The 19,947-nt window shown below is 65.5% G+C and carries 19 protein-coding genes; all 19 read right to left on the bottom strand.

The window, feature by feature from the left end; all coding sequences use genetic code 11:
* Positions 1 to 11: 11 nt before the first annotated feature.
* Positions 12 to 1,148, bottom strand: coding sequence for a hypothetical protein (locus KIH07_RS03040; protein ID WP_226490566.1), 1,137 nt, complete (start codon positions 1,146 to 1,148; stop codon positions 12 to 14).
* Entirely contained in the window at positions 1,145 to 2,671 is a 1,527-nt protein-coding gene (locus KIH07_RS03035) for a hypothetical protein (RefSeq protein ID WP_226490565.1), read from the bottom strand. Before KIH07_RS03035 ends, KIH07_RS03040 begins: the two co-directional genes overlap by 4 nt.
* Positions 2,672 to 2,676: 5 nt before the next feature.
* Positions 2,677 to 4,620: a hypothetical protein gene (locus KIH07_RS03030; RefSeq protein ID WP_226490564.1), complete on the bottom strand. Its 1,944-nt coding sequence runs from the start codon at positions 4,618 to 4,620 to the stop codon at positions 2,677 to 2,679.
* Positions 4,621 to 4,626: 6 nt separating this feature from the next.
* The gene (locus KIH07_RS03025) at positions 4,627 to 5,262 is read right to left on the bottom strand and encodes a hypothetical protein (protein WP_226490563.1); all 636 of its coding nucleotides are present in this window, start codon (positions 5,260 to 5,262) and stop codon (positions 4,627 to 4,629) included.
* A complete protein-coding gene (locus KIH07_RS03020; RefSeq protein WP_226490562.1) occupies positions 5,259 to 5,747 on the bottom strand; it encodes a hypothetical protein in 489 nt (162 codons plus the stop codon). Before KIH07_RS03020 ends, KIH07_RS03025 begins: the two co-directional genes overlap by 4 nt.
* Before the next feature lie 11 nt (positions 5,748 to 5,758).
* Positions 5,759 to 6,166 carry a hypothetical protein gene (locus tag KIH07_RS03015; RefSeq protein ID WP_226490561.1) on the bottom strand — a complete coding sequence of 136 codons (408 nt, stop codon included), beginning with the start codon at positions 6,164 to 6,166 and terminating at the stop codon, positions 5,759 to 5,761.
* Positions 6,167 to 6,169: 3 nt separating this feature from the next.
* Entirely contained in the window at positions 6,170 to 9,136 is a 2,967-nt protein-coding gene (locus tag KIH07_RS25325; protein WP_264181787.1) for a tape measure protein, read from the bottom strand.
* Between the two features lie 113 nt (positions 9,137 to 9,249).
* Complete coding sequence (locus KIH07_RS03000) at positions 9,250 to 10,254, bottom strand: hypothetical protein (protein ID WP_226490560.1); 1,005 nt, start codon at positions 10,252 to 10,254, stop codon at positions 9,250 to 9,252.
* A gap of 3 nt (positions 10,255 to 10,257) precedes the next feature.
* Positions 10,258 to 10,461, bottom strand: a complete 204-nt coding sequence (locus KIH07_RS02995; protein WP_226490559.1) for a hypothetical protein — start codon at positions 10,459 to 10,461, stop codon at positions 10,258 to 10,260.
* Positions 10,458 to 10,973 carry a hypothetical protein gene (locus KIH07_RS02990; RefSeq protein WP_226490558.1) on the bottom strand — a complete coding sequence of 172 codons (516 nt, stop codon included), beginning with the start codon at positions 10,971 to 10,973 and terminating at the stop codon, positions 10,458 to 10,460. The genes KIH07_RS02995 and KIH07_RS02990 overlap by 4 nt, the downstream gene beginning before the upstream one ends.
* Positions 10,970 to 11,467 (bottom strand): hypothetical protein, encoded by a 498-nt coding sequence (locus KIH07_RS02985; RefSeq protein ID WP_264181786.1) that lies wholly within the window; start codon positions 11,465 to 11,467, stop codon positions 10,970 to 10,972. Before KIH07_RS02985 ends, KIH07_RS02990 begins: the two co-directional genes overlap by 4 nt.
* 2 nt (positions 11,468 to 11,469) lie before the next feature.
* On the bottom strand, positions 11,470 to 12,153 hold the full coding sequence (locus KIH07_RS02980) for a hypothetical protein (RefSeq protein ID WP_226490556.1): 684 nt from the start codon (positions 12,151 to 12,153) through the stop codon (positions 11,470 to 11,472).
* A gap of 157 nt (positions 12,154 to 12,310) precedes the next feature.
* Positions 12,311 to 14,683 carry a hypothetical protein gene (locus KIH07_RS02975; RefSeq protein ID WP_226490555.1) on the bottom strand — a complete coding sequence of 791 codons (2,373 nt, stop codon included), beginning with the start codon at positions 14,681 to 14,683 and terminating at the stop codon, positions 12,311 to 12,313.
* A 7-nt stretch (positions 14,684 to 14,690) separates the two neighbouring features.
* Positions 14,691 to 14,933 (bottom strand): hypothetical protein, encoded by a 243-nt coding sequence (locus KIH07_RS02970; RefSeq protein WP_226490554.1) that lies wholly within the window; start codon positions 14,931 to 14,933, stop codon positions 14,691 to 14,693.
* Between the two features lie 130 nt (positions 14,934 to 15,063).
* Positions 15,064 to 15,369, bottom strand: a complete 306-nt coding sequence (locus tag KIH07_RS02965; RefSeq protein ID WP_226490553.1) for a hypothetical protein — start codon at positions 15,367 to 15,369, stop codon at positions 15,064 to 15,066.
* Positions 15,370 to 15,545: 176 nt separating this feature from the next.
* Complete coding sequence (locus KIH07_RS02960) at positions 15,546 to 16,418, bottom strand: hypothetical protein (RefSeq protein ID WP_226490552.1); 873 nt, start codon at positions 16,416 to 16,418, stop codon at positions 15,546 to 15,548.
* A 59-nt stretch (positions 16,419 to 16,477) separates the two neighbouring features.
* Positions 16,478 to 17,878, bottom strand: a complete 1,401-nt coding sequence (locus tag KIH07_RS02955) for a hypothetical protein (protein WP_226490551.1) — start codon at positions 17,876 to 17,878, stop codon at positions 16,478 to 16,480.
* A 139-nt stretch (positions 17,879 to 18,017) separates the two neighbouring features.
* The gene (locus tag KIH07_RS02950; protein ID WP_226490550.1) at positions 18,018 to 18,197 is read right to left on the bottom strand and encodes a hypothetical protein; all 180 of its coding nucleotides are present in this window, start codon (positions 18,195 to 18,197) and stop codon (positions 18,018 to 18,020) included.
* 13 nt (positions 18,198 to 18,210) lie between these two features.
* Complete coding sequence (gene terL, locus KIH07_RS02945; protein ID WP_226490549.1) at positions 18,211 to 19,878, bottom strand: phage terminase large subunit; 1,668 nt, start codon at positions 19,876 to 19,878, stop codon at positions 18,211 to 18,213.
* Between the last annotated feature and the right edge of the window lie 69 nt (positions 19,879 to 19,947).

Below are 19,947 nucleotides of genomic sequence, written 5' to 3'. Positions count from 1 at the left end.
AACGGCGGCCATCAGTACCACCCACCACTGAGCTTGATTGCGAACTGGCCGTTTTGCCCACTGACGCCGATGGACACCGCAAGGTATCTATCGGCACCCGCATCCACGACCTGCAGGTTTGCAAACGGCGAATTCGCAAACACGTAGGCGAGGCCCGGCCACTGCCCCCTGATACACGGGCCGGTGCTCAACACATGAATCACCGGATGGATGACAGGGTTGGGGTAGGTGACAGGGTTCTGGAACAAGTTGTAACCGGAGACATTGACGCCTCCGGATGGGTTCACTGCAGCCTGATACTGAGAGCCCGCCTCCCCCGGAAGCACACCACTCGGTGCGTAGATGGCATTGCCAACCCCCGGGCTGCCGACCTGGCTGGTGCCTGCGGCAAGGCCCCAGGCTGGCGTCGCGGTGTATGAAGTGTTTGTCTGCGCAGCAAGCAAGGTGAACCCGCCGTCTCCCGGGTAGTACGGCACTCCATCGCCGAAAAAATAGACCACGAACCGATCATTCGTTCCGAGCTGTGTGCCGAAGAAAAACCCCCGGCTGTCACCAACGATGAACCACTTCTTCGCGGTCGCCGAATCCGCCCCTTTTTGCCAATAAGCCCCGCCGTTCACCTGTGCATCTGTGGGGGTGAGGCCGGTGAGCGCGTCGATGCCAGTGGCGGCGTCAACGGCGCGCACTCGCATCATGGAAGCACCCACCGAGTCGTCGACCCGCAGCATGGCGGCCAGCGCATCTGGCGCAGACCGCCTGAAAATCGACTTGGTGCCAAGGCCGTTGTTGAATTCCTCTGTCCAACCCAAGGGGGCGCGGCGCGCGTCGGTGGCGGTATAGCTTCCATCGGCCACGCCCACGGCGGGCACGCTGAAGTTGTTGGCGTCCACCAGCGTTGGCTGGTGGTCGGCATTCAGGGCGGGGACGCTGGCGCCGGTGATTTTGATGAGCTGAGCCTGGCCGCAAGCGAACCCGTGCGCAGGGCATTGAACCGTGGCCACGCCGGCCGCCACGGTGATGGACGTGACGGCCTTGACATTGAAGCCGTCGCGCAGGCAGGCCAACATCACAGCGATTCCACCGCCGTTGACGTTGTTCAAAACGGGCGCGCCCGTCTCGGTGTTGTCGAATCGGTTGGGCAGGCTCATGGTGTGTCCACGTCGGCGATGTAGGCCAGGGTTGCGGAGTCGTCCAGCACGGCAGCAGCGCCCGGCAGCACCGATCGGGTGAACCAGGCGGGGCCGCCCGCAGCTTCGGTTTCCCAGAGGAGCACGTTGCCGGCGCTGCGCCCACCACCCCAGCCACCGGGGGGGATCGACCAGTAGGGCACGCCGGTCTGCGGGTTGATCGCCTCGATCACGTTGGCGATGGGGACGTTGGATAGCACAAGGCCAACGTTTTCGCCGTAGACGTTCACCTGGGTGTTGTTGGTCTGCATGATCGCGTACCAACGCTCTTTGATCGCGCCGCGATTTGTGGTCGTGATCGGGAAGTCCACCTCGTTGTACGCGGCAGCGATCCCGGCGCCCGCCTTGGTTGCGTCCCAGCTGCCGGCCCACGTTGCGCGGTCGGCGTAGCCGTGCACGCGGGCAAACTTATCGCCCTGGCGCAGCTTGCTGCTCAGGTAGCTGCCGGGCACGGGGAAGTTGTGGGTCAGCGCACCGCTGAAGAGCACCGTTCCGTCAATGTCGGCCTTGGTCACCTGCAGCTCGTCCTGGATGCGGTGCGTGGCCGACAGGGGCAGAGCGTAAGTGCTGATGTCGGCACCCACCAGCACCGTGACGTTGCCGGCGTTGCGGTCCACCTCGTAGAGCGTACCGGGCAGGCGTGTGCCCACCGCATCGCGCAGCACCGCGCTGGAGATGCGCTCGCGCCCCACGTGGTAGGGCGTGCCCTTGACCACAGGGTCCGGCAGCACGAACACGTCGGTGTGGTGCACCAGGGCACCGCCGCCCACGTGCACCATGGGCACGAGGCCGTCGATGGGCAGGCCCGAGGGGTCCACACCCAGCAGCACCGGGTCGATGGGAATGTATTGCAGAAACACCGCGTTATAGGTCACCTCGTCGGCGCGCACCGGGGTGCCCTCAAGCTCGCCCGGTCCGACCCCTGCCACGGCCCACGCGGCCACGCCGCGCACGCTGTCAACAAGGCCCTCGAAGTCGCCCGAGAGCACGCCGCCGCTGTCGGCGGTTCCCACCTCGGTGCCGGCCTGCAGCTGGAACTGCCCGGCCTGGATCGGGGCGCTCGCGACGCGAAACACGCCGCCCAGCAGGTCCAACGAGCCGCGCGCATCGTGCGCCGCGTTGGACCATGTGATCGTGTTGGCCACGCCCGGGACGATGGCGGTGAGCAAAACCCGGCCTTCGCTGCTCACGCTGCCGGCCGCCGCGGCGGCGCCCGTCACGGCATTCCAGCCTGCGAAGAGCGCGCCGTCGCGGCTGAAGTGCGGCACCCCGCCCAGCGAGAACGCCAAGCCGTTGGACACGAGGGACAAGCCATCGGGCGGCGGCGCATCGATATACCAGTCCGGGCTGAACGCCTCGCTTTCGGCGCCGCCGCCGCTGGCGGGCTGGTAAGCGATCTGGATCACGCCGCCCAGGTCAAGGGAGTAGTTGACCGTGGTGGACGTGGTCTTATAGTAGTAGCGGTTGAGTGTTGGATAAGGCATGTGGTTTAGCCCATGCTGACGACTGGAAGTGCGGCTGGGTGCTTGGTTTTGACGTGGGTGGTGACACCGATGGCGCTGGCGCCGTTGAGCGTCATCACGCCCGTGGCGTTGTTGATCTGGCCGATCAACGTGGAGCCGATCCACACGTCGGTACCGCTGGTGTGTGCCTTGTAGGCCTTGGCTCCGCTGGCGCTGGTGCCGACAACCGTGAAGCGCACCGAGCTCTCCAGGGGCGGCTGGGTCAGCGTGTACACGCCGCCGCCGTTGTTCGTGAAGCCCAGTTCCTCGGCCGCGGCGGTGTAGTTGCATGTGACCGGGCCGGTGGGGATCTCGTCGGGCGAGAAATCGAACTCATAGAGACTGGTGTCATCGTTGCGCGTCACCGTGCCCACCTGCGCGGGGCCGGTCACGGTGCCGTTGGCGGCCACTGTCACATTGCGCGTGGCAGCGCCCACGGGGTAGCTGATGGCCAGCGTGCCGGCCTGGGGCAGCTTGGCCAGCGCAATCCGGGCCTTTGCCCGGGCGGGCAAGCCGGTGGCGGTGCGGGCGCTGTCCGCCTCGCCCCACGTGATGATGATCACGCTGCCAATGTCGGGCAGAGGGATGGTGGCCAGCATGGAGCCGGTCACGTAGGTCAGGGAGCCCGAGCCATACGAGCTGTCGGCGCCGGCCAGCTTGCCGGTGCCGTCGTCGGAGATCGAATACCACTGTCCCTGCACCATGTAAGACACGGTGAGCGTGCCCGGAGCCGGCGTCGGCTCCAGCACGCGGACGATGGCCGTCGAGCGGTTGGCCTCGGTCACTTCGATCGCCATGCTGTGCGCGGTGGCGCCCGTGACGGTCGCAGGACGATAGGTGATGGTGTTGGTGGCGCTGCCGTAGTTCGGCGCGCTGGAGCCCATGGTGATCGTGCGACCACTCCAGCTCACCTCGCCCACCTTGGTGGTGCCCTGCAGCAGGTCGCCAGCGAGGTTGGTCGTGAAGGCCGTCGCACCGTGCGTCATGCTCAGTTGCCCTGGCTCGGCGGCCGTTGGCAGTTGCAGCACGGTGCCGGCGGTCAGCGCCACCGCCGCGGCCGTGACCTGCAGCGGGGCCGTGGCGGTGCGGCTCAGCGTGGGGCGCTGCACCAACGGGTAGACGTCGGTCACCGGAGTGGGCACCGTGGTGCTCGGCACAAGTTGCTGAAAAATGCCGCCGGCCAGCTTGACCGATCGGATGGGCTGCGCACCCAGAACGACGGCCTCGGCCAGGGGCTTCACGCCATGGAACCGGGCACCCGCAGCGGGGGCGGTGCTGAACACCGTGGCCGTGGTGCTGCTCGGTGGGGTGCTGCGTTGCGGCGGTTTTCCCAGCACGTCCATCGACAGCGGGCGCGAGAGCTCACAGGTGGCGAGGTTGACCTTGTATTCACCCGAATCGTCGAACACGCTCACCCCGCGCGTGATCGTGACGCGCAGCGCACGCACTCGCTGCTCGCCGCCGTCAGGGTTGCGGATGATGATGGAATCGCCATCTTTCGGGAAGCTCTCGCCCGGTGCCGGGTTGTAGAGCTGCAGCAGGCTCACGCCGGTGTAGTGGGTGTCTTGCACGCGGCACAGCAGGCGCGGCGCCTTCACGAGCGCGCTCTCGACCAGGGCAACCGCGTCGGTGCGCTCATCGAACCACCCATCGGTCTCGAAAACCATCACGCTCACGTTGGGGTCTTCCGGCGGCTTGAGCACCACCCAGCCCGTGCCAAGCAGGGTGTCGGTGTCGTCGGTGTGCGCAATGCCAAAGCCCTTGATGCACGACCAGTCTCCGTGCGCTCTGTCGTCGGCGGAAATGTCGTTGAAGACGTCGTTGCTCAGCCCGTCAACAATGGGCGCGCCCGTCATGCCGCCGCCGCCCTCGGGCACGTCGGCCATGACGGCCGACTTGAGGATTTTCAGATCGTCTGACTGGATGGGCATGGCGGCTTACTCGGCGGCTGGCGTGGTGGTTTCGGTGGATGGCGTGCGGCCAGCGGCTACGCCGTTGAGCGTGGCTGTGCTGCCCGATTCGAAAGCGCCAGAGCTGAACTCATATGCATCCTGCTGAGCGCCTCGGATCGCATCCAGGCGGTATCGGTCCTGGTCGGCATTGAGCTGCATGCCGAAGCGCTGCAGGCTCAGGCCCTTGCTGTACTGGCGGTAGCCCAGTGCGCGATCGAATACCTGCAGGCCCCGGTTCCACCAGCTGTTCTTGTCTTGCAGCTCCAGCTTGCGCAGCTCGATCGACTCCGCCTGCGTCACCGAATCCAGCAAGCTGCGGCGCGAGGGCTCAGGCGCCGAGGCTTGCTTTTGGCCCCCACCCAACAGGCCAGCGACCACACCCTTCGCGAAGTCGTTGTCGGCCTCGGCGCCGAACTTGATCAGCGCCTTTTGCGAGCGCTCCTCGCGGGCGTTCTGGCCTTCGATCTCCAGCTTGCGCAGCTCGTATTCCATCTCCACGAGGGTCTTCTTCCCGGCAGGAGCGGCGGCGGTGGGCTCGGGCTTGGCCGGGTTGGTCTGGCAGGCGCTCAGGCCGATGGCGGCCAGTGCCGTGAGTGCGATGGTGATGATGGTGCGTTTCATTTGGCGGACTCCAGGCTGCTGATGGATTGAGAGAACTCCTCGATCTCGCGATCAAGGTCGGTGGTGCCCCAGCGCTTGCTCCCTGGGGCCGGGCTGGGTTGGTGGGCTTGGCTGATACCGGATGCGCGGCGCGCGCCAGGCTGCGGCGCGGCCGTTGGTTGCGGCTCTTGCAACGTGGCCATCTGGTCCCGCAGCTCGGCCACCTGGTCTTCCAGCACGTCAACGCGCGCCGACAAGGTGGTGATCGGGTTGTCTGCGACTTGGTCGGCCTTGGTGACCGCAGGCTGCGGTGCGAGCTGCTCGGTGGTGGGATCGAATGGCCAGCCGATCGGCTGGCCTACAACCATCGAGAGCACCAGCGCGGCCACCAGGCTCAATGAGGTTGCAACCGGCTTGCCCTTGAGCCACGCCCAGACCGCCACCAGCGCGGCCCGGGCGCGAAGGATGGCGGACAAGTTCGCGGCCTGATCAGATTGATCGCTCATGACATCTCCTTTTAAAAAGCATTGGTGGTGAAAAGCCGGAGGATGGGGAGGAATACCTCATCGGGTGTTTGCTCGCCGTCCGCCAGAAGCCAGATGGGCGTGGCCTCGAAGGCTCCCCGTTCGTGATCGAACATGACCTGGCGCGCCACGCCACGCAGCACCAGCGTCAGCGTGATGTCCGGCAGCGCCGCCCACAGCTCCAGCGACTCACACAGCGATCGCGGTATCCAGGCCTTGGAATCCACGCCGTCGAGCGTGATCTGGCGGCCCGCCTGGAGCACCCCGACGTGCACAAGCAAGGCGCCGGTGGTGCTCGAGCCCTTGACTTGCTTGACGGGAGACTGGCCGAATTCGTCCGTCCAGATGAGCCGGTCGCCCAGGTTTGCGACGGTGCCGTTGTAGGTGAGCGTGATGGCCATGGCTCAACTGCGCCGCGCGGCGTGCTCAAGGGATCGCACCAGCGCCGCGGCGCCGGCATCGTCCGTGTTGACGGTCTCGCGCCGACCACGGCCGCCGTCGATCTTCACGTTGACGGTTTTCGATGGCGTCGAGAACTGCTCGCCACGTTGTCCGCCGCCACCGGTTTGACCGCCCAGCGTCGTATTGCCCAGCGCTTGCGCCAGCCGGGTGCGCACCTGGCGCCACTCGTTCCGATCGGCTGCGCCCGCGCTGCTGAATGCACCCGGGTTCAACCGGTCAATATCTCGGTTCACGGCCTCGTTCTGATCCAGCGCCGCGATCACCGCATCGATGTCCGCTCTGTCGGCAGCAGTGAGCAACCCCGCATCGAGCTTGGCGCGCAACTCGAACATCAGCCTGTTGTCCACCGCGTTCTGGCCGGCGAGTCGCTCCTCGCGTGTATTGCCTGTGACGCTCCCGCCCTCGGGCCGGCCGTACTTTCCCGCGCCCAACGGGCTGGCGTACAGATCTCGTTGGCGCTGCATCGCGGCCGTGGCTGCATCGGTAGTCTGGGCCAGCCGGGCCTGGGCCCCGGAGACGCCGTCAATCGACCCTCGGTAGCCGTCGGCCGCGTTACCGCCATTGCGGAACAGGTTCAGTTGTTTCTGGAGCAGCTCGGTGCTCTTGCCGGTGGCATCGGCCTCGGCCAGCTTGGCCTGGGCCAGCTTGATGGCGCTCTCCAGCTCGGCTTGCTTGACAAGGTTGACCTCTTTGTTCGCTGCCATCTCCGCCAGCTTGGCCTGGGCCACGGCAATCGAACCTTCGGCCTCCGCCCGCTGCACAGCCACCTTGGCATTCACGAGCTGGATCTCGATCTCCATCTGCAGAATCTTGGCCTTGCGCGCTTCGTACTCATCGCCCATGAAAAGGGCCATCTGCTCGCTCTGCTGCGCCAGCTTGAGCTGCACCTGCAGGTTGGCTTCGGCGGCCTGGGTGTCTCCCACCTTGGACACGCGAGCGGCTTCCCAGGCCTCCACCTGGGCAGCCTCAAAATCGCGGATCTGTTTCGCCGCATCAGCAGCCGCATCGCCCGCCTTCTTGGTGTCGTTCGCGACCTTGGGCATCCCCTTACCGACGTTGGCGAACATGTCGGCATACACGTCGTCGATCTGTGCGATGCGCTCCGCCAGGCGCTGGTTGGCCGCCTCAATGGTGTCGTCTGTAAACACCGCTTTGGCCATCTCCCACGCGGTCTGGTACTGCGCCGCAGCGCGGCTAAGGCCAGCGGCCGTCGCGATGCCGGCTTGCTCGACCACCTCAAACTCGTCCTTGAGGAAGGTTCCAATCTCCCATCCCGCCCAACCTGAAGCCGCCAGCATTCCCGCCGCCTTGAGGCCCAGCGCTGCCTTTTCGCCCGCGGATGTGATGCCAGCCATTGCGGCCGACGTTGCTGTGGCGGCCGCAGCCACCTCCGCCATGTACAAACGGAGCGCGCCCAGCGCCTTCACACCCCACACCACCGCCATCACCTCGCCCGCCGCAGTCGCCACCCGCACCACCGTGTCCAGGTTCTCGGTGAGCAGGTTGATCGTGTTGACGATCTTCTCGGTGCTTTGGTTCGCCCGGTTCGCCTCGCCGATGTATTGGGTCCAGGTGTTGGTCAAGCGGGTCACCGCGTCGGCCACCGTGGCGCTCATGCCGGCAGCGGCTTCCTTGTTCAGTTCAACGGTCTGCCGCAGGCCCTCGTTCAGGTCGTTGATCGACAGTTTGCCGGTGATGCCCAGGCGGCGCACCTCGTCCGCCGTCTTGCCCGTAGCCTGCGCCACCGCATTCACAATGGTCGGCGTGGCGGCCATGATGGACTGCCAGGCGTCCACTTCGATGCGACCGGACTGGATGCTCTTCGTGTACGCGTCGATCGCGTTCTGCCCGCGCTCCACCGTGGCCGCGTTGGTGGTCAGCAGGTAGCTGAACGAATCGGTGATGTCCAGCACATCGCTGGTCGCGAAGCCCATGCCCCGCAGCGCGTCGGCGGTGCGGATGTACAGCTCCTGCTGCTCGTCCAGGCGCCGATAGGTCAAGTTTGCCGATTCAAGGATGCGCCGCTGCACCAGGTCGTATTCGTCGGCGATCGGCGTGGCCATGGCAATGCGCTCGGCCATCTGGCCGTAGGCGTCGGCCAGGGCGATGGTGTCGAGCGCGAAGTCCTTCGCCTTGTTCAGAGCGAAGAGGCCCGCAACAGCCTTACCCACCGCCGAAAGCGCCGTATTCAGCGCCGGCCCTTTGTCGGCTGTCTCCTGCAGGTTGTTGCCCAGTCCGCGCACCTGGCGTGCCGCTTCGTCGGCTGCTGCGGCTTCCGTGCGCAGCGCCTTGGCCGTGTTGTCCGCCGCTTGCAGCTCGCGCTGCTGGGCCTGCGTGAGTGGCCCAACGGCCGACAGCGCATCGCGCCGGGCGCTGGTGGCTGCCTGTACCGCAGCTGCCTCTGCGCGCTTCGCTCGGGCTACCAGGGCCAACTGATCGACTTCGATCTGCTGCAGCCCGTTCATGGCTTTCGTTGCCGCAGTCTCGTCGCCCTTGGCTTGGGCGAGCTGCAGCAATCCCCGCTGCTGCGCCGCCTGCAAGTCCAGCGTGCGCTTCGCCAGCTCAATCTCGGAGCGCTCAACATCGAGCGCGCTCTTGATCGCCGCCGTCTTCTCCGTCGCGGCCTTGGCGGCAGCACTCATGCCATCAGCCGCTTGTTCGTAGCCCTTGCCAAGTGCCTGCGCTTGCTCGCCCGCCCCGGCAGCGGCGTCGCTCAGCCCATCGACCTTGACATCAGCCTGCGCCGCACCAGCGCCAAACCCATCAACTTTCTGGCCGGCCTGTTCCGCGCTCGCGCCCAGGTCGCTGACATTCTTCTCGGCATCAGCAGAACCATCCGCCAAGTCTCGCACGGAAGGCGTGGCCTGGTCATTCGCCGTGATGAGGATGTCAACTTTTTGGGTGGTCATGAGCAAGCGTGCGTGGCAGGTGCTCGTGCACCCATGACCCGACTTTCTCGCACGCAGCGCCAAAAGCTAAGGCCGACATAAGTCGGCCTTAGCTGCTTCGGAAGGGGAAAGGGTCAGGCCTTGCGCACCCGGTAGAACTTGCTGATGCCTTCACCCGTCTTCGTGGGGTCTTCCACCAGGGTGCCCTTGATCGGCAACGTGGAAAAGCCCTTCTCGGCCAGCAGCGCGATGCTTGATGCCACGCCCTGGCTCACGCGCCAGATGTCCACGACGGAGGGCTTTTTCGTCCCCGTTTCGTTCAGGCCTTCAAACAGCAGCTCCAGTTCCACGGGCTCGGCGGTCATCGCTTCCAACACCGCGTAGCTCCCGTAGTCATAGGCCAAGAAAACCGTGTCTCCTTCAATGAGGTTCGAGGCCTCGGGGTACACATAAACACTGGCCGTGTCCACTTCGTAGTTGCCTGCAGCCGGTACCAGGACACCGGTGGGGTGCTGGTAGCTGACCCAGAAGCTCTGGCCATCGGTTACGCCCGGTGCGTTGGCCGCCACCTGGATCTGGTTGCCGTTGACCACGGTGTAGTTGCCGGCCGCCGCAAGCTCGGTGGCAGCGCCCAAGGTGGCACCCGTTTTAACGACGACGTTCGTGACGTCGCTGTTGGCCAGCGTGATCAGGTCGCCCTTGTCCACGGCCAGGTGCTCCTCGTCGGTCACGGTGGCGGTGCCAGGCGCAGCGCCCTTGTACACCCGGACGTTCGTGATATCCATGTGAGCGGTGCGCAGCTTGCCACCCAGTTGCACGGCGTGCTGCTCCGCAGTCACCGAACCGGTTTCCACGCCATGCACGGTGGCCTGGCTGGCGCGAGCAATGTTGGTCACGCTCATATCAGCCAGCTCCATCTCGATCCCCGCAGACGTGATGCGGCGCAGGGAAGCGTAGACGCCACCGCCGAGTCGAGACATGTTCGGCTGCGTCTCTTCGCTTTCGGCATGCGTCAGCGTCAGCTTCAGTGTGTTGCCAATCGGGAAAAAGCTCCCCGTCGTACCGTATTTGCGGGCCGAAACCTTGCCGACCAAGGCGGTCGGCTCAAAAACGCGCTTGATGATGTTTTCCGAAGACATGGGTCAATCCTTGTTGGTTGTGGTGGTGGGAGATACGACGCCGGCATCGCGCAGCCAGCGAGCGGTTGCTGGGTGCACCGATAGCTCGGCTCCAGGCGGGTGCTTCTTGCCCAGGTGCGTGTGCTCGTGGGTGAGCGTCACTCGTTCCATGGCAAGCGCTTTGCTGCGCCGGTGTGTCGGCTTCTTGTCCGTGGGTTGTGTGCTCATGGCTTTCTCCATTCGACCCAGTTGCGGGTCTTGAACTCCAGTGCGGCGCTGTGGCACAGCACCCCGGCGAAGATCACTGGGCCAGCGCCCGACACCTGGACACCGCGCTCTTGGAACGGCCCGGAGCCGATCAGACCGGGCAGGCCCAGCGAGCCGTCCACGCGCACGGCATCACGCATGCGCTCGACCAGCTCATCAAAGATCAGCTCGCTCTCGATGGAATCTTTAAACGACAGGTAGCCGCGCACCAGCCAGGTGTTCTCATTCATGATCCGACCGTTGGCGGTGCTTTCCAAGGTGCCTGCCCGGCGGATGTACCAGCCGCGCACGTGGCTGTCCGTGCCAAATGCATCAGCGGCCGGATCGGTGTGCGTGTAGAGGTAGGCCTGTTTAAATCCCTGCTCACTGCTGGCATAGCGCTCGCACGGGTGCACAACGCCAACGGCGGGCACCGCGCGCAGCAGAGCCAGCAGCGCGGTGCGCGTGTCGGCCAGGGTGGATGGCGTGCTCATGCTGCACCACCTCCAACCAGGAACTCGGCAATGCGCCCGGCAGCCCGTTCAAACATCGCCACGATCTGGCCCGTGGTGGACTCCACCGCCCGGCCCATGGGCCGCTGGGCTGGGGTGCCCTTCTTGGCGATCTTGCGCGCCACCAGCCAGGCCACGCGCTTGACCTCTTTGGGATCGGAGATGCCCAGCACCGCCTTCACCCAGGGCACCATCGCCTCCACGGGCGGCATGTGCGGCTTGGTGCCAAGCTCCAGGAAGAGGGCGCTGGGCTGGCTGCTGGCCACAACACCCAGCACCCCGACGGGCGTGCTGAACGTGTCGCTCGTGATGCTCGCGGCCGTCAGGCCCGAGACGCGAGGCAGGTTCTCTTGCCACTCCCGCTGTGCCAGCAGCGTGGCCTCGGTCATGGCTTCCAGGAGCACCTGGCGGGTGTACGCCGGCGCCTGGGCCAGGCCCCACGCGATCGCCTGCAACCCGGAGATGCTGATGGTCAAGCTCACAGCCCACCTCGCTGCACCAGGCGGTGGCGCGGGTTGCGGCTGGGCCAGCTCACCACGCCTGCGGCCGCAGAGCCTGGCGCGCTGGCGCTGCCCGTGGCCTTGAAGGGGTCTGTCAGGCCAATGCCCACGTAATAGGCCGAGCGCAGCTCCTTGGAACGTGCTGCGAACTCGCGCGCACGCGTCTCGGTCATGCTGGCGTCTGAGCCCAGCATGGTCTCGCGCTGCGCGCTGTAGTAGGTGGCCAGCTGGTGGCACAGCAGGTGCGCCGCATACTGCGCCACCGCCAGGCGGTGCATCACCGGCACCGTGTCTGCCGTGGCCGACAGCTCGTGCTCGGCCATGAACGTCACGCGCACCTGGGCGCCCACGGGCACGTATTGCGCTGCCATGAGCTGCCAGCCGCCTGGAGACAGATGGGCCGTGACGTCGATCAGAGACAGCGGGTCGCTGCCAATGGGGTACTCAGCCGCCTTGATCCAGGCGCTCTCTGTCCAGCCGGTTGGCACGGGCGCCAGCGCATCGGCCTGCCAGGTTACGTCGTCCACCATCAAGCGAGGGCGGTCCGCGCTGTACTGCAGGCGAGCCGCTTCCAGCGCGCGGGCACGCGTATCTGCACTGAGCACCTCACCCTGGTCGCGGGCGAGGTCACCTATGAGAGCTTGGAAGTCGGCCAGGGCCATGGGTGGTTGCTTAAAAAATTAGTTCCGGCTTCTACCTACACCGCTCACCCCTTATTCAAGCCGGAGAAGGTTGGGGGGCAAAGTTGGTCTCGAACCTCCCCACGCCAGTGGCCAACAACCGGCGTGGATCAGCGGCCTCGCTGGGGTGGTATCCGAATCAGGCCACCACGGCCTTGGTGAAGGCGCGGTAGTCGGTCACCGCGCCGCCGTAGATGTGGCGAATCTTGTAAGTCAGCTTGTCGGCTGCGAACATCGAGCCCACGTTGGGCGTGTCCTGCACGAACAGCTCCGGCTCTTCCTTGCCGTCCATGAAGCCCATCTCGATGCCGGGGATGTCGGCCGGGTCGGCGGCCGTGCACCAGTCATTGGCATCGGTCCAGTACCACACCGGGATGATGTTCATGGTCAGCGACTGGATGAACGTCTTCTCGTTGTTGGTGGACAGCTTGAACAGGTCGACCGCAGCTTCCTGCTGGTCGGCAGGCACCACAAGGCGGGACGGCGCGATACCGATGCGGTCGTCGCTGGTCAGCTCGGTCTGCTTGAGCATCGCCAGGCGGTGGACTGCCAGCTCGGCCTTGGACAGAGCTGCCGTGAACAGGTTGGCGTGGTCCACATGGAACAGCGCCTTCGTGTCGTAGATCACCGGGTTGGCGCGCAGGAAGTCGAACACGAACTTCGCCAGCGTGCGCTTGGCAGCGCGCGACAGCTTCGTTGGGATGCGACGGATCACGCCCACGTCGTCGTTCTTGACCATCTCCAGCGTGATGTCTTCCGTGCCGCCCTTCTTGCCCGCCTTGTAGGTTGCCTCTTCATCACCAGGGCTGGTGAGCGGCAGGTAGTCGGCACCCTCGGCCACGGTGGGCAAGTCGCCATAGCCACCCCAGCGCGTGCGGTGCTGCATGCGGAAGTCGTTCACCGGCACCACGTTGACCAGCTGGCGCCAGCCGTCGAAGTCCACGGCTGCGCGGTACTCGGCCAGCATGCGCCGGGTCACGCTGTCGCCCAGCACTTCGGCCAGGGATGAGCTGCCCAGCGATTCGACCATGCGAGACTGGTCGCACTCGCGCAAGCGGCCGGTCACCAGGCGGTCACCGGTCATCTCGATGTAGCACTCCTTGAACGACTGCACCCGACCATGGTCCTTGTGCTTCGGGTCCCAGAAGGCGTCCAGCATGTCGCGCATGGTCAGGCTGCGGTCGCCCACGGTGATCGCGCCATCGCCGAACACCGGCACACGCACGGAACCGCTCTCGGTCATGCGGGCGATGTAGTCGCCCTCGGCCTTGATCAGGTCGCCCACGGCCGCCTCGGTCAGACGGTCGGCGCCGGCCGCGGCGATCTGCGCCTGCAGGCGCTCCTTGGCCGCCTGGGGCAGCTTGGCACTGGCGATGCGCTCGCGGGCGGCACCGCGCAGGGTGAACACCTGCAGGTCGGCGCGGGTCACGGGGGCATCGTCGCCCTGGGCTTCGGTCATGCGCTGCTGGCCTGCCGGGGGCACCAGCGAGCCGCACACGGCTTCGTGCAGGTTCACCAGTTCATCGTCCCCGATCTTCTCGGCGTCGATGGTGGCGTGTTTGGCGGGGTCCTTGGCCTTTATGGCCTCCAACATGCGTTGCTTCCAGAGAGGCATTTCGGTTCCTTCGGTTGTGGTGGTTTTGTCGGCGGCGGCTTCGGTCAGGCGATCCAGGCCGCCGCCAGCGCCCGGTTCGACAATCAGGTCAACGGAGTGCACCTTCGTGAACTTCACGGCTTCGCGCAGGGTTTCGGCCCCGGCCTTGCGTTGCTTGGTGCGGGCATCGGCGTCGATGGACAGGCCCAGCAGGCTCTGCATGCCCCGCTTGACCGCCTCGGTCATCTTGGTAACCGCCGTGTCGGTCGGGTCCAGAGCCTTGAACGTGCCCACCAGGGTGCCGGTGTCGGGCGTCTTGCCTTCGACAAAGCGCACGCTGTAGATGCCACCGATCAGGTTGCGCACATCCTTGCCCTTGCCCGCGATGTGCTCGCTGTCGGACTTGGCGAACACGCGCACGCCCTCGAACATGGGTGCCGCCTCGCGCAGCGTGGCGTCGGGGTAGTAGTTGCGGTTGCCGCTGCGGCCGGCGCGAATCAGCGTCACTTCAATGGAGCCGTCCTGCGCTTCGCGGAATGAAGCGTCCAGGGCCTCGCGCACCACCGTCTTGTCGGCCGGCACGGTCGGCACGTAGGTCTCGATGACCTCGACCGGCGCCGCCAGGGTGACCTGGTCGCCCGAAGGCGTGGCCGTCACGGTGTAGCCGTACTGGTACTTGCGCCCACCCAGCTCGACGATGGCGCGGTCCGAGTAGATCGCCTCCAGCGAGATCCAGCGCTCGCCGACCGGCTTGGACGGGTAGACTGCAGCGCCAATGGCGCCACGAACCATGTCGATCAGTTGGCGGAAGTCCCGCTCGGGCGCGGCGGCCGCTTCACGCAAAGCCGTCTCCACGGCGCCTGGTGTGCGCAAGCCACCACAGGCCGCCAGCGTCGCAATGAGTTGAGCCCAATTCATGGTGGGCTTACTCGTCCGCGTCGGTGAGCTTCTGGCCGTCCTTGGTCACGACGACCACGTGGGTGCCGTGGTCCTTGAAGGACAACACCTCGGAAGCCTCGACAGCCACCTTTTTGGCGCGAGGCACCTTGACGGCCTTGCCGGCCTCGTTTTTGCCGTCCACCATTTCGATGACGGTGCGCTTCACGCGCTTGGCGGCTTCGGCGGCGGTGAGCTGCTTGCCTTCGGTCTTGGTTTTGTCGTCGGACATCAATCACTCCATCGTGGATGAGCTGCGGGTCGCAGCGGTTGCGATGGAGCGGACTGTGCCGTTGGTGGCACAAAAAACTAAGGCCGACATGAGTCGGCCCGGGTGATGCAGAAAAGCGGCTTCTAGGCTATCACGCAGCTCGGTGGACGTGTGGGTTGAACAACTCGTTGATCTCGCTGTGCGCCCAAATGCCATCAGCATAAGCAACCTCGTTGCCCTGCAGGCCGTCAAGCAGATCCATGAAATAGGCTTTCCGCCTGTCATAGCCCAGTGCCGCCAGAACTTCGCTACACATCTTGCGACCTGCCACCTTCTGCCCCTGCAGGTGCAGGTAGCAGCCGAGGGCAAAGGCATCTTTGTGGAGCATTTGAAGGTGCGGCGATGGCACTTCCGTGTGGATGATGTCGCGCAGTTTGTCGACGGTTTGGGTTTTCATTGACGGCCTCAAGTTGATGGTGAGCGCCATTGTTCTTGGCCAGGCATTGCATTGCAAGCCCAAACCCAAGACCTCCTCAATGTTGTCAGTACGTTTAAACCCCTTTTAAATCGCCCGCCAAGGCCATGCGGCGGAAATTTCCAAGGGGTTACCGCATCGAAGGGTTTTAAACGCTCCTAGCGGGCTGGTCCTTCGCGCCGCCTGCCGGCCTGTTTTGCCGCCTGGTCGAGAGCCGCTTTGCGGCCGTCCAGCTTCAGCTCGCGTTCGGTGAACGGCTTGGCCCCCGGGGTCGATACCTTCCAGCCGGCCATCCACGGAATCGAAATGCACCCGCAGTTGATCACCTGGCCCACCGGCGCGGCCGGGTCGTGGGGGCACTGCATCATGTCAAAGCCGCCGCCAGGATTCGGCACCTTGAAGGCCTTGCCGGCGTCCACTACCTGGCCATCCATCAAGTCATGGTTCCACCTGCTGTGGATCTTGCCGCTGCGCCGCCACTGCTTGCCAAGGCCGGGCACCAGAGGCGCAGCCTGCGCCAGGCGCTCATTGCCGGCCACCGCAAAGGCCCGGCTCACTTCGGTGTGCACGATGGTGGTGGCGCGCTTGGCAGACTCCTCCCCCAGGATGGCCTCAACCGACTTGATCGCTTCAAAGGGCGTTTTGCCACCGATGGTCACCAGGCCCAGTTGCTGCGCGATCTTGCCCGCCGCCACTTCTGTCACGTCCTTCATACGATCCACAGAGAAGGTTCGCATGGCCGCCAGCACACGGGCATCCAGAGCCTGCAGGCGCATCTCGACATTGAAGCCGGCCACAGCCAATGGCTTGTCCACGAAGTCCTCGCCCAGCTGCCAGGCGTCGCGCAGCGCCAGACTTGCAGCGGCGCCCACCTGGTTGCCTGTGGCCGTGAGCACCGTCTCCAGCTGCCCACGCAGCCGGGTGAGCTGCCACAACTTCCAGTCAGCCGGCTGGGCCATCAGCTGTTGGAGGATCTGCGCAAGGGCTTCGCGTAGCAGCGCCAGCGTGCGCTGGTCGGTGCCCAGCAGCAACCTGGCGCGCTCGGTCAGGCGCTCCTTGATCGCGGCCTCGAAGGACTTCTGTTCCGCCGTCACTGTGCTTCTGCGGAGGCATCACCCCCTGCTGGAACATTTTGGGTGCCAGATGTTCCAGGAAGGGTTCCAGCCCGGCCCGCCCGCAAAGCTTCACGTTCGTCCGCCGAGAAGTTGAAGTTGTCATCGGCCTGGCGCTTGGCCTTGCGATCGGCGTGCTCCTTGCGCGCCGCCTCCAGCTCCGTCTTGGCGTCGAAGTCCTGGCCGAAGCGCTGCGCCACGTCGGCCACCAGCTTCAAGGCCGTCTCTTCGGTCAGCAGCCCGGCGTCGATCATCTGGACCACGGCCGTGACCACCGAGACCATGGCCGCTGCAAACTTGGTCACATCGCGGTTCACCAGCTCGGGGAACACCGCCGTCACCTGCCACCTGTCATCCGCCCAGTCGGGCTTCTCTCCGCTGGCCTGGGCGGCCTTCCACAGCACAAAGCGCCCGATCTCCTCCAGCGCCAGCTTGAGGAAGTTCTGCCGCCCGGTGTAGATTTTGAAGGTGGGCTCGCCCATTTCCGATGCGGCGGCGCGGTTCACGTCGCCGCCCCCGCCGAACCAATGCTCGGGCGTGGTGCTGCCCCCCAGCACGTGGTTGCGCAGCAGCCTGGCGCTCTCGCTGGTGTCGGCCGCCTGCAGGGTGGGGGCCATGGGCTCCAACTTCACCGAGTCGTTGTGCACGAAGGTGCTGTTGGGCGCTGGTGGGGTGAACTCTTTTTCGTATTTCTTGACCGCCTCAGGGTCGGCACCGGTCAGCGTCACGTCCCACACGAATGAGCGCAGGTAGCCAATGCGGTCCAGTTCGTTGAACAAGAACTCGTCATAGGCGTCCAGCCAGTCGATCTGCCCCAGCAGGTCGCTGCGGCCGCGGCTACCGTTCGGAAACTTGTTGAGCTGGTACAGCAGGCACTCACCGTCCGCGAAGTCCTCCGCGCGGATGCGGGCGGTGTTGGCGCTGAACAGGTCGCCGTCTTCGCCCAGCACCACCACGCGGTACTTGTGCTGCTTGCCCCGGTTGTCGCGCTTGGTCACCACGCCAATGGGCTGCTCGGGGTTGTCCGGGTCGGTCACCACCGTGGCGATCTGGCGCGGGTCCAGGTAGCCCAGGCGCACGAAGCCATCGCCATCTCGCACGTTGGCGATGTAGCACTGCTCGCCCAGCAGGCCCAGGGCACGCACCCTGGGGGTGAGTTTTAAAGGCCAGTTGTTGATGGGGTCCGACCAGAAAGCGTTGATCAGCTTTTGATGATCTTCATCCTTGCACTGCAGTGTCACGCCCTCCGCCAGCAGGTAGGCCAGGGGCAGCTCCACTAGGCGGTTGGCGAGCAGGTTGCTCTGCCAGAGATATTCCGCCACCTTCTGCATGCGGTCCTGGGCCATGGGCGACAGGTCGCGCTCATTCTGGCTGCTCAAGCCATCGCCACTCAAGCGGCGCCATCCTGGTTCATCCGAGCCTTGGGCCGAGGCGGCCTCACGCATGGGTGTCGGTGTTGGGGCGGCTGCGGGCAAGAGGCCCACCGCTTCAAGCATTCGGTCAAAAAATCCCATGGTGTCAGTCCTCTGCGGCCAGTTCGGCCGCCACCAGGGCGAGCGCCATGCAGCCATGGTCGTTGTGGGTGGCGACCACCTCGCGCAGCTTCTGCGCCGCCAGCTCAATACCCTTGCGGTCGGCTTCTGGCAGGCTCGCGAGTTCGCCTCGGATGATCAAGAGGGTTATTTTTTCGTCGGTCATGGCTGGTCTCCGGTTACCCGCGCCGGAACATGCGCTGGGCCGTGTGGCCGTAGCGCGCCCGGGCGGACTGTTGCGAACTGGTATTGCCACCCTGGGCCGCTGCCGCCACGCCGCCCGTCACGGCCAGCATCCACAGCATCACGATCATGTCGGGGCCGTCGTCGTGGTCGGCTTTGGGGAAGTGGCGGAACTGGTCGATCAGGGTGGTCTGGCTGCTGTGCAGCCGGATCAGGCCGTTGTGCATGTGCGGCTGCAGGCTTTCGATGCGCAGCAGCTTGTCGCTGATCGGCAGCAGCGCCCGCGCCGGTACTGGCACGCCCAGCTGCGCGCTGCGCTTGACCAGCTCGGTGCGCAGGAACTCCTGGAACTGGACCGATTCGACGCCCCAGACGATGCAGCAGTACTCCCGCTGCAGCTCGATGATGTCGCTGATGATCCGGTCGGGCGTGCGCTTCTTGATCTTGGCTTCCACCACGTCCAGGATGCCGGTCTCGCGGTTGTAGCCCCCAACACCAAGCGCGCTGGGGTCGCGGCTGTTGCCCGCCTTGCCCAAGCTGGGGTCAGCCGCGCCGTAGAACACCCACTCGGCCAGCCGGTTCACCCAGAAGCGGATGCTGGCGTTGAACGGGGCGTCCTCGCCCGCCACCGGGTCGTTCTGCTGCTCGCTGTCGAAGGCCGCGTGGCCCTCTCGGGCCCGGCGGATCATCAGCTTGTGGATCGGCCGCAGCGCGGGCCAGCTCACCACCGCGCCGCGGTCCATATCCGCCTGCTGCTCACGGTACAGGGCCATGGCTGCGGCCTCGCCCTCCTGGGGCGTGTCGGCGTTGAGTAGCAGCTCTTCGAACTGTTCCCACAGGTCCATCCGCTCGGGCCACTGGATGATGGCCTTGAGCACCTTGCGGTTCCACAGCGGGTTTTTCAGGAAGCGGGCCAGCACCGAGTCGTAGTGCATCACCGTGCCCACCAGGATCGCGTGCATGCTGTCATCGGGCGGCCCGAGGTTCAGCACGCTGGCGGTGACGAACTTCTGCAGCTTGTCTCGCTGGGCAGGGGTGGCGACGTTCTCATCGTTCTCGATGTCGTCCATGATCGCCAGGTCGGGCCGGTGCGCGCCGTGGCGGCGGCCGCGAAGCTTCTTGGCAGATCCGAACGCTTCGATCTTGCGGCCGTTGCGCGTCACGATCACGCCTGCGCGCCACACCTTGCCCTGGCCATACACCTCGGGAAAGTCGCCGCCAATGCGCGGGTTGGCCTCCAGCTCGGCCTTGATGGCCTCCAACATCTCGGCCGCCTGTTCGAAGACGTCCATCACGATGATCGGGTACCAGACCTGCTCGGTGACCACACACCAGGCCACGAAGCTCATGCTGATCTTGGTGGACTTGGCCTCGCCCCGAGCCGCAGCAAGAGCATCGCGCTGGCCGGTGGGCGAATTGATGATTTCCGGGAGGCGCTTGTACAGGTACAGGTGCAGCGCGCTGGGCTCGGCCTTGCCGTAGTGCGGGAAGTAGTTCCGGTCCCAGTACTCGTACCCGCTCACCGGGTCAAACACCTTGCGGCGGCGCTCGGCGATCGCCTCGGGCGACACGTCCCAGCCGTCCAGGTTGGCATCAATCTGGCGCCGCAGCCCGTCGGCCAGGGCCGCCAGGCCATCGAGAAATTCTTTGCTGGTCTTTGCCATGGTCAGATCAGCAGGGCGATGACCAGCAACGCCGCCATGAGCCATTCGTCGTCTGTCACAAGCCACATG

Source organism: Hydrogenophaga taeniospiralis (assembly GCF_020510445.1).
Taxonomy (GTDB): domain Bacteria; phylum Pseudomonadota; class Gammaproteobacteria; order Burkholderiales; family Burkholderiaceae_C; genus Hydrogenophaga.
This window is presented reverse-complemented; position numbering and strand designations above follow the sequence as displayed.